Genomic DNA, 17,432 nt, shown 5'->3' with positions numbered 1-17,432 from the left:
TTCCTTTTGATGTGGGCGCTGATACCCTGCCGAAGTACGGGCACAATTTATGGTTGGAGCGGCAGTGCGAACCAGATGAGTAATCTCTGGGTCTTCGGCGGCAACTGGACCAACAACAATGGCGGGGTGCCCTTGGCAGGAGACACCGCCCTCTTTGGAGCCGGTGGATTTTCCAACCTCGTTGGGATACGCTTCAGCTTTAGCAACCAAAATGTGGGACAGATTTTCCTGGCCCCCGGTTCCACTGTGGACCGCACCATCGGCAATGCCTCCACCGGCGCAGGTGGGAATTTGAGTTTATATGGCATCGATGGGGTCTTGCTGACCAATGCTGTCAGTGGTCGCACCCTGACCTTGACAACCAAAGTCTTGAACGGTGTCTATGACATGACAAATGTGCTGGCTGGCAGCGGAGACATCGGCGTGGCTGCGGGAGCCAATATCTTTATCAATAACTGGGTAACTGAAAATGGCGGGGCACGTAGCTTGAAGAAAACCGGATCGGGCTTATTAGTGTTAAATGCCAATAATGCGACGTATGCAGGAACCATGACCGTGGCGCAAGGACAATTGCAAATCGGGCACAGTAATGCGTTGGGAACAGCCGCAGGCAATACCACAGTCTCAAACGGAGCCGAATTATATTATGCCACCAATGGCATGGTGATGGTTGAACCGCTGGTTTTATCCGGCTCCGGCATCAATGGCGGGGCCTTGCGCATTGGCAGCAACTCGGGCGTCACCAATCAAGGGGCGATTACGCTCTCGGGTGATACCGCCATCAAAATGGATTCCGGCTCCTGGCTGCAACAGAACGGTGATCTGACTGGTCCCAGCTATCAACTCACCCTGCAACAGGCGGGCGCTTTCACGAGTACATTCAATGGCAAAATCAACGCTCAATCACTGACCAAAGGACCTGGGGATAACACGGCGGGTGCGACGGTTATTCTGGCCGCCTCCAATTCCCTGAGCCGGGTAACCAACTCCCTTGGGGGACTCGTAGTGCGCCATAATTACGCGTTGGGCAACACCAGTGCCGTCTATGCGAACTGTTCAAGCAATGATGCCAGCTATACCGGTACACGTATTCAATTGGAAAATACCGTAACCATTCCCAGCACAGTCTCCCTGGCCTTAAGTTCCAGCGGCAGTTTGCGCAGCAGTCTATTTTCCACCAACGGCAACAATATCTGGAATGGCCCCATTACCCTTTCCGGTGATGGGGGGTGCCAACTCTACGGCAACGCCTCCGGGGGTTTGGTGCTCAACAGTGCCGTGAGCGGATCCTGCGGTACTTTGTTCGTGCGCGGCAACGGCAGTGGTGAACTGTGGGGGCCGATTAACATTAACGTTACCCCCCTCAAGAAAGTGGACCCAGGCACTTGGACGCTTTTCACGAACAACCACACAATGGGGATGGTGCAAATCGGCGAGGGAACGTTGCGGTTGGGCACCAATCAGGCGCTGATGACTGGCAATGCGGTCATGTTGGGGTACAGCAACGCCACTGTCGGCATTCTGGACCTGAACGGTTTTGCCCAGACCGTGTCCGATCTGGAACTTGCCCCGGGTACTACGGGCGCTTGTTACATCACCAATGGCAGTCCTACTCTGGATAGTATCCTGACATATGCGGGCGGCACCAACAACGCCGTGTATGCTGGCACCATCCGGGATTCCGCGCGAAGAGTGAACCTGGCTGTAACCAGTGGCACCCTGGTTCTGACTGCTGACAACAGTGCCTATAACGGCAATATCTCGGTGACTGGCGGTAGTTTGCAGGTGGGCCACAGCAATGCCTTGGGTAATGCCATTGGCGGCACCATCGTCACCAATTCCGGTGAACTTTGTCTGGCCTCCAACCGTCTGTTGCTGGCCGAACCGTTGACCGTGGGCGGCGGCGTGTTGCGCGTGGCGGACAGCGCCGTGGTGACCAATCTAGGCGCTTTAACCTTGGCCGCCAGCGCAACAATTCAGGCTGATTCCAACTCCATACTGCACCTCAACGGTCTATTACAGACCCTGGGTAGTAATTGCAACCTGACCAAAAACGGTCCCGGCACGCTGGTGCTGAATGCCAGTAACGCCGCGTATGATGGGGTGATTACCGTAAGCGGCGGGGTATTGCAAGTTGGGCATACCAACGCCTTGGGATTGACCAACAGCGGCACCATCGTCACCAATGGCGGTGAATTGTACTACGCACTAAACCGGTGGTTGTCATTGGAACCTTTGACGCTTTCCGGCACCGGAGTCAATGGCGGCGCGTTGCATATCGGCAACGCTTCCACGATTACCAACGCGGCCAATATCCTGCTGGGTTCAAATGCCACCATCTGGGTTGATGCCGCCTCAATGCTGTATCTGAACGGAGATATCACTAACAGTTCCAGGCATCTGACCTTCGTTGCCAACGGTTCGAGCACCAACCTCATCAATGGTCGAATCATGGTCGCCTCGTTCACCAAAGGGATTGGTGATAGCGGGACCGCTGCGGTGGCATTATGCAGTTCCAATGCTCTGAATGCGGTAACCAATCGGATGGGAGCCATCATTGGGCGTACCAACAATGCCTTCGGCAGTTCCGGCAGTGTCCGCTTGGAGTTCAACACCAACGACGCAAGCATGATTGGAACTAGTATTCAACTAGACAATTATATCTCCATTCCGTCGGGCGTGGCCCTTTACTTGAGTTCCACCAACCAAAACGGTGTCGGTTACCGATCCAGCCTGTATGGCAGGACCAGCACCAACACTTGGGGCGGCACGATCAACCTTTCTGGAAATGATATCTGCCAGTTGTATGCTGAAAGTTCGCAATTGACCATCAACGGGCAAATCAATGGCGCCTGCAGTAACTTGTTTTTGCGCGGCGCAAAATATGGTGAGTTGCGCGGGACCGTTAACATAGCCAACACTTCATTGAAGAAAATGGATGCCAGTGTGTGGGCGCTGTATTCAACCATAAATACTACCGGACTGGTGCAGATATGTGACGGGACTTTGCGTTTGAATGCGAACCAGGTTTTCACCAAGACGAATGCACTCATTTTTGGTCAGGGGACCGGAAGCGCCGGGGTGCTCGACATGAATGGCTATTCGCTGACGGTACCCGGATTGGCTCTGGCGCCAGGCTCCAATGGCTTATGTATTATTGCCAATAGCAACCAAACCACGACCACGGATTCACAACTGACCTTTGTCGGCGGCACCAATATTTCCGTATTTTCAGGAACCGTCCGCGATGTGGCGCGCTCCGTAAAAATTTCGGTAGCCAGCGGCACCCTGTTCCTTGCCGGGACCAATCTCTGCATTGGTGATTTTTCAGCCACCGGCGGTCGGCTGGCCGTTACCCGATGGTCGGCCAGCCGGGGTAGCTATTTTGTGAGTCCTGGTGGAACATTTATATTTCAATCGCTCACTGCTTCTGACAGCATCACTATTTCCAATTTAAGCCTGCGAACGGCGGGGAACGCCACCAATGAGTTCGCTTTGGGCACCTTTGGGAATCGCCCCGTTGCGCCCTTGGTCATCACCAATGCGCTGACCAATCTGGGCACCTTGTGGATCAATGTGGATGCCGGCAACCTTTCCACCGGGCAATTCCCCCTGATCCAATATGGTCTGCGCGCAGGCAATGGGACGTATGCACTCGGCAGAATGCCACGCGGTTACAACGCCACCCTGGTTGATAACGTGACGAACCAGTCCATTGATCTGCTCATCACCAAAGTGCCAACCCAAGATGATTACCTAAAATGGAACGGCAATCCGAATGGCAACTGGGATATCGCTGGCACCGCCAATTGGAAAACGAATGGCGTTTCCACCGTTTATCCCGAACTATGGCAACCGGGTGAAGCCGTGCTGTTTGACGATTCACTCACCGGCACAACCAACGTTATTTTAACCACCAATGTTTCCCCGGCCCAAGTGACCATCAATAACACCAACGTAGATTATGTTTTCACCGGCCCCGGAAAGCTAACCGGAAGCACCATCCTGACCAAATCTGGTCCCGGCACGCTGATCCTGGCCACCACCAGTAATGATTATACCGGGACAACCATTATTCAATCTGGCACCTTGCGCGTGGCGGCGACCAATGCCATTCCAAGTGACCCAACCCAAGGTGGTGTCACAGTAAATGGAACGCTGGATCTGGGTGGTTACAATGCCACCCTTAATAACCTTTCCGGCACCGGCATTGTGGATACCACCATTGGCACTGGTACCAATATCCTGACGCTCACGACGGTGAGCGTCACCAATCTTTTTGCCGGCATCATTCAAAATTCGAGTGGTATGCTGGCTTTGACCAAGACCGGAAATGGCACCCTGGCACTGACTGGCAATAACACGAATAGCGGTCTGACCACGCTGAATGGCGGCACCCTTCAAATCGGTACGGGTGGTACCGATGGCACTTTGGGACCAGCAGCAATCTCCGTCACGATTTCCAACACCGCCCTCGTCATCAACCGCAGCGGGACGTACACCTTGAATACCAATATCTATGGCAGTGCCACCGCCCGCCCCAACTTGGTGTTAACCGGACCAGGCACCACGATTTTGACGGGTAGCACCGATAACGCCTACACATTCGCCACGGTCCAGAATGGCACACTAGTGCTGGCCAAGCCCAACGTGGCTAACGTGCGCGCCCTGAGCGGCGGGTATGGCACGTTCAGTAACGTCATTAACAACGGCACCTTGTGCCTTGGCGCCCAGGCTGACCAGATTGCCACGAGTAATATGGTTTTTCTCAACACCAACGGCATCTTTGATCTGGCCGGATTTAACGAAGGCTTTGACATTCTCAACGGCTTCGGAATGGTCACCAATGGACTTACTGGTTCCCTCAGCACCTTAACGCTCGGTGAGAGTAACGGATCCAACTACTTTGCCGGTACGCTGATTGGCAACACATTCGGCGGGGGCGACCTCAAGCTGGTAAAAATGGGGACGGGCACGCTTACGCTGGCGGGAACGAACAGCCTCAAAGGCGGTATCGTGGTCAGCAATGGGGCGGTCGCCTTTGCATCCGAAGCCAGTTTGGGCGGCGACGGCAATGCCATCAGTTTGGCTGGTGGAACGCTACAAACCTTTGGCACCAATCAAATCCGGTTGGATGGCCATTTTCTGGGAACTTTGGGAAGTGGTAACTACCTGTTTAACGTTGTGGATCCGCTGGCTAATTTGCTTGTAACAAACTCTTTAATCGGTACTTCCATGGTGGTTAAAAACGGGGCCGGAACCTTGTCTTTGTTCGGCAACAACACCTACAGTGGTACCAACGTTTTCAACGGTGGACGGGTGCTGATTCAGCAAGACGCTCAACTAGGAGTAGTGCCAGGCAGCGCGCGCACCAACCTGTGGTTCAATGGCGGCACACTGGCAATGGGAGGCACCTTCGATGTAAATTCCAATCGCCATGCCTACTTGCAAGGTAACGGTGGTTTTGAAATTGCCAACGATGCCACCTCGACGTATGCTGGCATCATCCGCGGCACCGGAGCTTTCATCAAATCCGGCGGTGGCACCCTGGTGCTAAGTTACACCAATAACTATACTGGTGGCACAGTCATCTCAAACGGTATTTTAAGCGTGGATACCTTGGCGGACAGCGTCGCCAGCGGCATCGGCTTGAGTGGCACTATTACGTTCAGCGGTGGAACGTTGCGCTATACCGGTGCCGCCGCTACCACCGCACGCGCATTCACCAATGCTACTGGCGGCACCATTGATTTACCATCCGGCAATTTGACTTTACAAGGCTCCTTTAACGGCAATCCAACTTCCACCGTGAGCAAAACCGGCTCAGGCACACTCTACCTGAGTGGCAGCACCGGCAAAGATAACACCAATCTCTGGTTCAACGTAATTCAGGGTATCACCGTGCTGGATAAATCGGACCCTGTCACTCACTCTGTTTCTGGCATCGCTGGCGTAAGTCTTGCTGCCACAGTGCGTCTGGCCGGAGCCGCAAACCATTTCATGCTCATTGACACCAACCTTAATTGCGGCGTGACCAACCTCAACGGCACCCTGGACCTTAACGGGCGCAATGCGATGTTTGAATTGCTATCGGGCTCCGGCATGATCTCCAATAGCGCTGCCCTGCCCTGTTTCCTCACCAATGGCACGTATGGTTCCAGCACCCTCTACAGTGGTGCCATCCATGATGGGATGTCATCCGTGGGACTGGTAAAGGCTGGCTCCGGCACGTTGTCGTTGAACGGGACAACGCCTTCAACCTTCAGCGGTGGGGTGGCATTATTGGCTGGTGTGTTGCAGGTCGCCAATAGTGGCAATCTGGGGGCCAGCACTATCAATGTCTGGGGCGGCTCCTTGACCATGCTGGACGGATTTTCCACGAGCAACGCCTTGTTCCTTAATTCGACGAGTGAAAATCTGGATGTGCCGGTAGGCACAGCTAACTGGAATGGACCACTGACAATTGCAAGCACTGGCCAGTTGCGTTTGCGCAGCAGTGGAATTGATCGGAGTGGCACCTTGGTAATTAAAGCTCCGGTGAACTTCGCTGCCGGGACAGGATTTGGGGTAAATAGCGGTAAGTTGGCATTCGATGGTACCAGCGTCAGCAGCAGCGCCCCGAACGGTGACACGGTGGGCACTGATGGTTGGGCCGCCGTGGAGTTACGAAATAATGCAGCGTATTCCGCAACCGGCGGTCTGAAATTGCTGGGTGATTTTTTTAGTCCGGCGGCCACGTTTTCAGTGCGCGACACCGCCCTGGCAACCTTGCCATGGGTTGATCTTAATTATGTTGGTGGTTATTATAGCGTTGGAACCGTCAACCTGGATGGCGGCGTGCTGGTGGTCAACCAGATTCAACAGTCTGCCACTGGCTTCGGCCAACAAGGGCTGATGTATTTTAACGGTGGCATGTTGCGTGCCAGAGTCTCCACTGCCACCTTCATGCAAGGGCTCACGGCTGCCTACGTGCGGGACGGTGGGGCCATCATTGACAGTGCCGGCTATGATATTACCATAGCTCAACCGTTATTGGCAGCCGGAACCGGTGGTTTGACCAAGACCGGTTTGGGCACGCTGATATTACCCGCCGTCAATACCTATCGCGGCACGACGGTGGTAAATGGCGGGCGCCTGCTGGTGGCACCAACCACCAAAGCGACTAGCGGTATCCTGGTCAATCACGGGGCCGTTTTTGGATTGTCTGCGGTTGTGCCTGGCATCTCCTTCACCGCTACCAATTTAGTGCTGGGTACCAATGTCGCCGCCGCTACCGCATTAGAGTTTAATTTCCTCGGCGATACCAACCAACCCGCCATGCAGATTACCGGGACACTCTCAGTGCAGGGCACCAATACCATTCACGTTCTTAGCGGCGGATTGCGTCCGGGGCGTTATCCATTGATACGTTACGGTGTCCTCACCGGTGCCGGTTTAGCTGGCTTCAAACTGGGTGCGCTGCCAGCTCGCGTGCTCGCTGCGGGCTTGGATCATGACACCAATACCCATACCATCCTCTTGGTCGTAACCAACGCCAGCGTACCCAAATGGGCGGGACGGATTAATAATAATTGGGATATTGGAACCGCCAACTGGCTGGACAGCGGTTCCGGTCTGCCCACCGCCTACCAACAAACAAATAACCCCGGCGATGCAGTTTGGTTTGACGATTCGGCCACCCTTTCAGGGGTCAACCTGGCCACCAACGTGGCACCAGCGGGCATTACCGTCAGCAACTCTACACTCCCCTACATATTCAGCGGTCCAGGCAGACTAAGCGGCAGCACCTGGCTGAGCAAAAGCGGCACGGGGGTTCTGCTTTTGAATGGTGCCCACGACTATAACGGCGGCACCCGGCTGCAAAGCGGCACGCTGATTGCAAACGATGCAGGTGCGGTGGGCAGCGGCCCCGTGATCTTGCAAGGGGGCATCCTGCAAGTCGCTGGCGGGCTGCATCTGACCAACGATCTGATGGTGCCAGAGAATGCCGTGGCCGCGATTACCAACGATTCAGGAGTCAATTTCTGGGACGGCAACGTATCCGGCAGCGGTACTTTGCGCGTGGGCAGCGTAGTGCAGGCCTGGCTGCAAGGGGATAATCACGAATTTGCCGGCACCATAAGTCTCCTGAGCGGCGACCTGCGCCTGGTATTTCCGGAATCTTCCAGTGCACTCGCGGTTTGGGATGCCGGGACCAATCGCATTGGTTTCGATTCGCCCGGTTGGTATTGCCTCGGTGAATTGCGCGGCGACGCTGCCTCAAGTGTTCGCGGTTATAACGGCGTCGCGCAAACCGTTGAAATTGGCGCGCGCAACACCGACAGCGCTTTCAATGGCCCCATCACCCGCCACAATGCATCCAGCCTGGCAGTCGTAAAGACCGGTTCTGGTCAATTCACCATGGGTGGCAATAATAACGTGGATGGCGTGACCGTCAGCAACGGCATGCTGCTGGTAAATGGATCATTGCAAGCCAGCGGCGTTACGGTTATGGCCGGAGCGCTGGGTGGCATGGGATTTATCTATGCTCCGGTTGCCATCCAGAGCGATGGCCGATTTGACTCGGGCACAAATGTCGGACCGCTATTCGTTTACAATACGCTGAGTCTCCAAGGTGCCAGCATGATCAAGGTTCGCCGTACTGGTGGCGCGTTGGCCAATGACGGTGTGGCGGGCATGAGTACAGTGACTTATGGTGGCACGTTGACCGTGACCAATGTCGGTGAACCGTTGCAGGCGGGTGACAGCATCCGACTCTTTGAAGCTGGTGAGTATTTCGGCACGTTTACGGCAACCAACCTTCCCCCGCTCGAACCGGCTTTGTTCTGGGACACCTCGCAGTTAGGGAGTAGCGGGGTGCTGACCGTGCAAGGCGCGCCGTATCTCACGATTCCCTCTAGCAACCGATCCGTGACGGCTGGAACCCCACTTATACTGGCACCAACCGTTAGCGGCAGCGATCCGATGGCGTACCAATGGTTCTTTAATCAGAACCGATTGAACTCCCAAACCAATGCATCGTTATTCCTAAGCGCCGCATTTTGTGCGGATGCTGGTTCCTATTATGTTATCGCGTCCAATCGCTACGGGCTGGCGACCAGCGCCGTGATCCAACTGACCGTCTCCAATCCGCCCCCGGTGATTGTGCAATCACCGTTAAACCTCCTCGTAAACGAAGGGAGTAATGCCTTGTTGACCGCCAACGCCAGCAATGTCTGCGGCATAGCCGCCTGCCAATGGTTCTTCCAGACCAACCAACCTCTGCCCGACCAGACCGGCACGTCACTGGTATTGTCGAATGTCACATTCGCGCAGTCCGGCGGGTATGCGATGGTGGCATCGAACGCGGCGGGCTGTGCAACCAGTGCGGTCGCCATGCTAACTGTCAATCGGCTGCCGGTTGCCTCGAACGATTCGGTCACGGTTAGCCGTAACCAGACCCTTTCTATCCCCGCGTACAAGCTCCTCGCCAACGATTCCGATGCGGATGGAGATATTTTGACCCTGACCTCAGTGAGTCCGGTCAGCACGAACGGTGGGGGCGTTTCGTTGGCGGGAGGAATGGTCTATTACACTCCGGTCTCCAATTATTCCGGTGGGGATCGCTTCAGTTACACGATATCAGATGGCCGGGGCGGCATCGCAGGCGCGCTAGTGTACGTGACCGTATTGACGAATACTGCGGCCTTTGCCAACGAAGTGACCACTCCAGTCCTATCCAATGGAGTGGTCACGGTGACCTTCGCGGGTATTCCGGGACGTACCGTCCTCTTCCAGTGTACCACCGATTTACAGGCGTGGATAACCCTCCAGACGAACACTGTGCCCAGTCATGGCGTCATCACCTTGGTGGATACCAACCCACCTTCGGGAAGTGCCTGGTACCGCACCGTGCAACCCTGATCATTCCAATTAGCCTCATCTTGATGGCGATTTGGAATCAGCTTGGCGGAAGCCGCGTGGGCCGAACACTCGCTACAGTTGGGAGAAACCATAATACCATCAGGATGATCGTCCCCAGGCTGATGCCGACGCCCCAGCGGAACGCGTGGTCTTCATAAACCAGCCGCACCTCGGATTTCCCCGCCGGCACTTGTACCGACTGGAAAGCGTGGTTGGCCGGCCATATTTTTACGGGCGTTCCGTTAACATAACAGTGCCACGCCGGTGTAAACGTCTGCGCCACAACCAGCCACGCGGGGGCATCACTGGTGGTCGTGATGCGCAATTCCTGCGGCGTGCATTGGCGAAGGGTAGCCTGGGCGCGCGCAGCATCGGAGATTGGCGCTCCTGGTCCAGCCTCGATGGGCAACACCACTTGCCTGGTGAAATCGAAGGTTTCCCCGGCAATCCGCCTTTTAATTGCCTCTCCCGCCAGGTATTCCGGCTGTCGGCCAATGCTGATCCAGGAAAGATTCGTACCGCGTTGGGTCCACCCGAACACATCGTTCGACGCTGAGACATGTGTCGCACCGAGAAAATCCACCAGCGCCTCAGGCGGTTCGTTCGTTCGGGCGTAGAGGGCAATGATTAGGTCGTAATGGGCACGTGGATACAAGGAATAGAAACCATCCACCTTGGGCAAGTGATCCAGCAGGTTGGCATCGGCAAAGCCCGCGATGCGCTTGCCCAGAAAGTCGTTGCCGGGATCAGAAATCATGGCGGTATAAAAGAATTGCTTGGCGGAGCGGCTGAGCATCAGACGCGATTCACCCAGTTTCGGGCTCGGATCACCGGGTTTGCGGGGCAAATCGCTTTGCAATACGGCAGGATTGGCAGTCAGGACGAGCTGCGGAGCATGCGTCACAAGGTCCAGCCAGAGCGCGAGCAGGACCAGCAGACCAAGCAGAACACGCTTGATTGTTTCTCGCGCAGCCAGGGCAAAATGCGTCAGAAGCATCAAGACTCCCCACCACGCCGCGCGCTGAAAAGCGTTATTCACCGTGGCTGGCCAGTCATCGAATGGCAACGGGCTGAGGCGCATGATCCCGAGCCAGCCAGCCATCAGTGCCAGTCCGGCCAGCGTGGTCCCGAACAGGATGCGCCGGACCTTTTTCGGAGCGGCCAGAGTGGTCGTCTCGAAAAACCGAATGGCGAACGCGGCCAGCAACGGCAGCAGTAGCGTGGTCAGAATGGTGAACTTGACCGGATAACGCACCAGTCCGGCACCCGGAATGATTTTTGTGGCCAGTGTATAAAGCCATCCATCGTTGCCCAAGGCGAGGACCAGGACGACGGCGCAAATTCCAGCCAGCACACGGACTTTTTGATGGCGGACAAACACTACGGCCACACCAGCCAGCATTGCAATCGCTGCCCCGACGTAATACGACGATATCCAATATTGATCCGGCTGGTAAAATACGCCGGATTTCCAGGAATAACAGTGGAGCAACGGAACTAAGAAATTTCCCCAACCCCACCACGGCATGGCCCAGACGCCGAGACCATAATCGCCGGTACGATGCGATTGGGCGAGCAGGTCGAGGAATGGCAACATTTGGGCCGCCGTCAAACCCGCAATGAGCAAGCCGACCGCACTCACCCGCCACAGCCGCCGCCACACAGTGGGCGCGGTGACTTCCGCAGCGGCGGGCCGAAACCCAAAACTCAGCATCACCAGGACCCAGGTTTGCAGGATCACTTCCGGCGCTCCCGCCAGAACCTGGCAGCCCCCCCCCACGGCAGCGAACAAAATCCAACGACCTCCCTTGCTTATCGCATTTTCCAGCAGGAGCACAATCCATGGCATCCAGCCCAGTGCAGCAGCGTTATTGGGCCAGAGCAAACAGTTGAAGGCGAGTCCGCTAAACGTGAAGGCGATCCCAGCCATCGCCGCGCCCAGACTGCTATCCGTCCAACGCCGTGCCAGACAGAACACCCCCAGCCCACCAGCGTACAGATGCAGCAGGCAAAACACCCCGAGCGCCCATTTGATCGGCAGGACCAGGTAAAATACGGACAGCGGATACAGCGCCATCGTGTTCCATTGCGCCAGAAACGGGATCCCGCAGTTGTTATACGGATTCCAGAGGGGCACCTCTCCCTGCCACCATTGTTCGCGTGCAAATTGAGCCAACGGATACCCGAAGATGCCGAAATCGCGATAGATCAACGTGCGGCTGAGTGACAGGATTTCCGGGAAACTGATCACAAACAGCAGCCCAAGCAGCAAGGCAAAGTGGCCCAGCTTCAAGCCGGGTGCGGCAGGTTGTCCACGTTGCGTCGAAATCGAACAGCAATTCGTGGCGGGCGGTTCAGCGCTCATAACTTACCGCCAGACAGTTGGCAGAAGCCGGTTTTCATGGCTGGCTTCCGTCCGCGGAGTTTCCTGGTTGCTCGATCTTCAAGGCACCATCGTATTCAGCGACGCTGCCGTGTCAAGCCGCTCAAACATCGGAATCTGGCAGTTTGCTGACAAAAGCACCCCATTTCTTTCTCTGGTGCTTGCGTTTCACTCGTCCTTGCGACACACTGTGCGCGATGCCAACATGGCTGGAACAAATTGAGGAGCGCGCCCGCGAAAAGCTGACGCTGCCGGACGGGCGTGCCCCGGCCCAGGAGTTGCCCCGGTACCGAAACTTTCTAAAGCATGAAGCCCAACTGGCCCAGGAACGGCATCGGGCGGGTGCTGGCGGACGCGAGGTGTGCCAAGCTCGCTCCATGGTGCTGGATACCTTGTTCCGCTGCCTCATGGAATCCGTGCTGGCAAGCCGTTCTCCCGCCGGGCGCACGCCACCTACTCTGGCCCTGGTCGCCATCGGCGGTTATGGCCGGGCTGAATTGAGTCCGCACAGCGATGTGGACGTCATGTTTTTACACGATGGCGGTTCGCTCGCCTCGATTGCGTCGCATCCCGGCTTGACCCTGCTCAGCGAGGGGTTGCTGTATGACATCGGGCTGAAAGTGGGGCATTCGGTGCGTAATCTATCGGATTGTGTGCAGGTGGCCAATACCGACATGAAATCCAAAACCTCCCTGATCGAGGCGCGGTTGATCTACGGGAACGAAGAGCTTTTTCAACGGTTTCAACTCTTGTTGCTGGAAAAATGCGTCAAAGGCTTCGCGGAGGAGTACATCGCTGCGCGGTTGGAGGATCAAAACTCGCGGCACTCCAAATATGGGGATTCCGCCGTCATGCAGGAGCCCAATATTAAGAACGGTTGCGGCGGTCTGCGGGATTATCAGAACCTGCTGTGGATGACCTTTTTTAAATACCAGACCCGGACCACGGAAGAGTTGGAAAAACACGAATGGATCACCTCCGCCGAACGAGAGCAGCTCGAACTGGCTTACGAATTTCTGCTACGAACGCGCAATGAGCTGCACTATATATCGCCGCGCCCGCAAGATAACTTGCAACGGAACTTGCAGCCGTCCGTGGCGCTGCAATTAGGGTATCGGGATCGCTCGCCGCGCAAACGTGTGGAGGCGTTCATGCGGGATTATTACACGCACGCACGCAACATTTACCTGATCACCCGCTTGGTGGAACAGCGCCTGGCCATCCTGCCGCCCAGACGCCAGTTTTTGCCCATGCTAAACCGTATTTTACGGCGCAAACCTGCCGTTGAGCCGGTGGATGGCTTTAAGTTTGTGGAGGGCAAGGTGGAACCGGTGTCCAACCGTGTATTCGACGACTCACCACGACGTCTGTTGCGCGTGTTCCTGTACGCACAGCAACGCGGGCTGGAATTACATCCCGATTTGGTGCAATTAATCCGGCGCAAGGTCGCACTGGTGGACCGCGATCTACTGAAAGACCAGCATGCCCGGGAAACGTTTCTGGAAATTTTGAATCAGCGTGGCAACGTGGCTCCCATTGTACGGTGGATGCACGAGACGGGAGTGCTGGGAAGGTACCTGCCGGAATTCGGACTGCTGACCAACTTGGTGCAACATGAATTCTTTCATCAGTACGCTGCCGACGAGCATACCCTGATTTGCCTGGACGTGCTGGACCGCGTTTGGGATGGCAAAGAAGAACCCTACAGCCAGTACTCCGAGACGCTGCAAAGCCTGGAGAAACCATACCTGCTATATCTGGCCCTATTGCTGCACGACGCTGGCAAGGCTGGCGAGAGCGGAAGCCATGAGATCGAAGGTGCCAACTTGGCGCGCCGCGTGGCCCAGCGGTTTGAATTAAGCAACCCGTTGACGAATTCATTGTGCCTGGTCATCCAAAACCACCTGGCCATGGCGCAGATTTCCCAGCGCCGCGATCTGGACGATCCCAAGGTCATTCGCGACTTCGCCGCGCTGGTTCAGACCGAGGAAAATGCCAAACTGCTGACCCTGCATACGTTTGCCGACTCCCTCGGCACCAGCCGCCAGCTTTGGAACGATTTCAAGGATACCCTGTTGCAAACCCTGTTTCGGCGCGCCGCCAACCTCTTGCGCGGCGATACCGGCGTGCAGCGTTCCGAGGAAAAACAGCGCGAGTTGCTCAAGCTTGAAGTGGCCCGCATCATGCCCAAGCCGGTTACCAACGAGGAACTCCAGGCCCACTTCACCGAACTGCCGCCCCGCTATTACATTATCCATTCCGCGCGGGAAATCCTCGAAGACCTGGAAATGGCTCACAAGTTCATGTTGCGCCAGGTGCTGGCGGTGGCACCGGATAGTGCGCTGACTCCGGTGGTGGTCTGGCGCAACGAGCCAGATCGCGCCTGTTCGGTCGCCAAGGTATGCACCTGGGATCGACCGGGGCTTTTCAGCCGGCTGGCCGGCGCGTTCAGCGCCTGCGGGCTGAACATTCTCAGCGCCCAGATTTTTACCCGGGGTGACCGGGTGGCCCTCGATACCTTTCACGTGGTGGATGGTCATAGCGGCGCGGTGGTGGGACGCGAATCGCGCGAACGTTGCGAGCAACTCATGCGCAAAATCCTGTCCGGAAAAGAAGTGGATTTGCAGGCCTTGATTCGCAAGCAAAAACACGGCTCCCCGCTCTACCAATCACTCGAGGGCGACCGCCTGACCACCCGAATTTTCTTTGATAACGACACCTCGGAAAACCGCACGGTGATCGAAATTGAAACCGAGGATCAGCTTGGTTTATTGTACGCCATTTGCGAAACCCTCGCCAAACTGAAGCTCGATATTGACGTGGCTAAAATTGTCACGGAAAAAGGTGCGGCCATTGACAGCTTCTATATTTCTTCCAAAATCGTTGGAAAAATCGTATCTGCCGACCAACAGAAATTCATCCATGCCTGCCTGGAGGAAGCCATCGAGGGGTTGCGACAATAACCACTCGGGCTGGGATGAACCACCCGTTGTCACCGCCAGAAGTTATTCAGCACCGTATGCCGTCCCGCCTGCAGGCTTTGGGCGATGGCTTGGGTGATATATTCCTTGGCCAACTGCACGGCCACCGGTAGTTCGCACCCAAGGGCCAGATAACCGGTGATAGCCGCCGAATAGGTGCAACCGGTGCCATGCGTGCTGACACCGCGAATATACGGCGCGGTCAACAACAGTTCTGTGTCGCCGTCAAAAAAAATGTCCGCCGCCTGGCACCCGTCCCGCAGATGACCACCTTTGACCAAGGCCGCACATCCCCAGCGCGCATGAATCAGTCGGGCCGCTTTGCGCAGATCCTCCACTGAGGTTAAAGGTTGGGCGATTAACAGGGCGGCTTCATCCAGGTTTGGCGTTACCAATGCAGCAAGGGGGATCAACGCATCCGTCAAGGCCCGCATGGCTTGGGGCTTGAGCAGTTTCGCGCCACTGGTCGCCACCATCACGGGATCCACCACCAATGGGAGTTTGGTCTCCTGGCGGAACATGGCGACCACCTCACGGATGATGGGCTGGGAAAACAGCATTCCGGTCTTCACGGCAGCAGGACGCAACTCCGCCAACACCGCTTCCATCTGTTGGCGTACCATCATTGGTGTCGCCGACTGAATGCCGCGCACTCCTTTCGGATTCTGGGCGGTCAAACAGGTGATCGCGCTAGTGCCATGCACTCCCAGCGCGGCAAATGTTTTCAAGTCCGTCTGAATTCCCGCCCCCCCGCCGCTATCCGATCCGGCGATGGTCAAGGCAATCGGTATTTTCGCGTGTTTCTGCATGGGCGAACACTACCGGCGTTGCCCAAAGAAATACAGTACGAAAAGACCGAGCCCAGGGTGCGCCGACGCAGTGTTGGGGAAGTTGCGGTGCGCCGGTCAGGCCGTGGAAGTCAATCGTGATGGCGCAAGCCCCTACCATCTATCATGTGTACAAGTCGTAGTTAAAGGGGCCCATCGTATTGTTCATTCTCCGCTCGACATTAAACGTTGAATCCGATTTCCTGTCGCCATGTTGAGCCAATTAAGAGGCCAGTTTCCAGAGGCCATTTGCCATGGCCTTAGCTGCGTGGATCGTGGCAGGGTTTTTACTTGGATGCCGCAGCGTGGCATAATTTGTAGGGATGAATTCAAAAGGAGGTATAGTGCAAAACAGGAAAACCTATGGTCTGCCCCCGAATACTGGCACAAATTCCTGTGTTTGTAGAAGACCTAATGAAGAAGTTTGCCCATATTATTGGTTTCTGCGTCCTCCTTGGCCTATGTATTGGTTGTGCCTTTGGTTTTATACGATACCGCGCCGTTCCTCGATACGAGGGGAGGTCGATCAACGATTGGCTTGGGGATTTTGACTACGTAGGGAGTTCGATCGCCGTAGGCCATGCGGCCAAAGCCGTCGGCGCAATGGGAACCAATGCAGTGCCCTTTCTTCTTGAGAACATGTGTTGCAAAGATTCGGGGCTCAGGGTTTTCCTGCTAAGTCTTTTACAAAATCAAAACTTCTTTCCCGTCCGGTTCCGCAAAGCATCAATCCGGCATTCGATAGCTGCCGACGCATTTTGGGTGTTAGGTACCCAAGCGGAATGTGCCATTCCAGACTTGGCAGTCCTTGCGACAAACAAGGACTCGGCTTCCGGCGCATGCATGGCACTTGCCGGAATCAGTGGCAAAGCCTTGCCGGTATTGCTCAATACGCTGACTAACCAAGACGCCTTCGTTCGAACATGTGCTGCACGAGCCCTCGGTAAAGGGTTCGAGTCTACCAACTTTACGCTCAAGTCAACGATGCCATTGGGGACTGATGCTGATGCCTGCAAGGCCGTATGGGCATTAATTTCGGCGCTTGGCGACTTGGACCCTGGAGTTCGGCAATCGGCGGTGTCAGCTTTGGGTGATATTGCAAGGGTCCCTGAACGCGCCGTGCCGGCATTGATTCAGAGGCTGGGTGAAACCAATGCACTTTGTCGGCGAAGGGCAGTCGCTGCTTTGCGTGCTTACGGTAGCAGCGCGCGTCCTGCACTCCCAGCCGTTACTGAGGCTTTGGAAGACGCAGATGCAACTGTTCGTCGTTTGGCCGCCTCGGCCATTCAGGCAATTAAGTCCGAAGACAAGAATGACAAGACCAACTGAAAACCAGTA

General features: G+C 55.9%; 5 protein-coding genes. 3 read left to right on the top strand and 2 right to left on the bottom strand.

Going from position 1 to position 17,432, the window contains the following annotated elements:
- Positions 1-75: 75 nt before the first annotated feature.
- Positions 76-9,903, top strand: a complete 9,828-nt coding sequence (locus WCO56_02420; protein ID MEI7728391.1) for an autotransporter-associated beta strand repeat-containing protein — start codon at positions 76-78, stop codon at positions 9,901-9,903.
- Between the two features lie 37 nt (positions 9,904-9,940).
- Here WCO56_02420 and WCO56_02415 read toward each other — a convergent pair whose 3' ends face one another.
- Positions 9,941-12,268, bottom strand: coding sequence for a hypothetical protein (locus tag WCO56_02415; GenBank protein MEI7728390.1), 2,328 nt, complete (start codon positions 12,266-12,268; stop codon positions 9,941-9,943).
- A 215-nt stretch (positions 12,269-12,483) separates the two neighbouring features.
- Between WCO56_02415 and glnD the strand changes: the two genes are divergently transcribed.
- Entirely contained in the window at positions 12,484-15,249 is a 2,766-nt protein-coding gene (glnD, locus tag WCO56_02410) for a [protein-PII] uridylyltransferase (GenBank protein MEI7728389.1), read from the top strand.
- A gap of 29 nt (positions 15,250-15,278) precedes the next feature.
- Here the strand turns inward: glnD and thiD are convergent, their stop codons facing one another.
- The gene (gene thiD, locus WCO56_02405; GenBank protein ID MEI7728388.1) at positions 15,279-16,076 is read right to left on the bottom strand and encodes a bifunctional hydroxymethylpyrimidine kinase/phosphomethylpyrimidine kinase; all 798 of its coding nucleotides are present in this window, start codon (positions 16,074-16,076) and stop codon (positions 15,279-15,281) included.
- A gap of 432 nt (positions 16,077-16,508) precedes the next feature.
- On the opposite strand from thiD, the gene WCO56_02400 reads away from it, so the two are divergent.
- The gene (locus tag WCO56_02400) at positions 16,509-17,423 is read left to right on the top strand and encodes a HEAT repeat domain-containing protein (protein MEI7728387.1); all 915 of its coding nucleotides are present in this window, start codon (positions 16,509-16,511) and stop codon (positions 17,421-17,423) included.
- Positions 17,424-17,432 lie beyond the last annotated feature (9 nt).

Source organism: Verrucomicrobiota bacterium (genome assembly GCA_037139415.1).
GTDB lineage: Bacteria > Verrucomicrobiota > Verrucomicrobiia > Limisphaerales > Fontisphaeraceae > JBAXGN01.
This window is presented reverse-complemented; position numbering and strand designations above follow the sequence as displayed.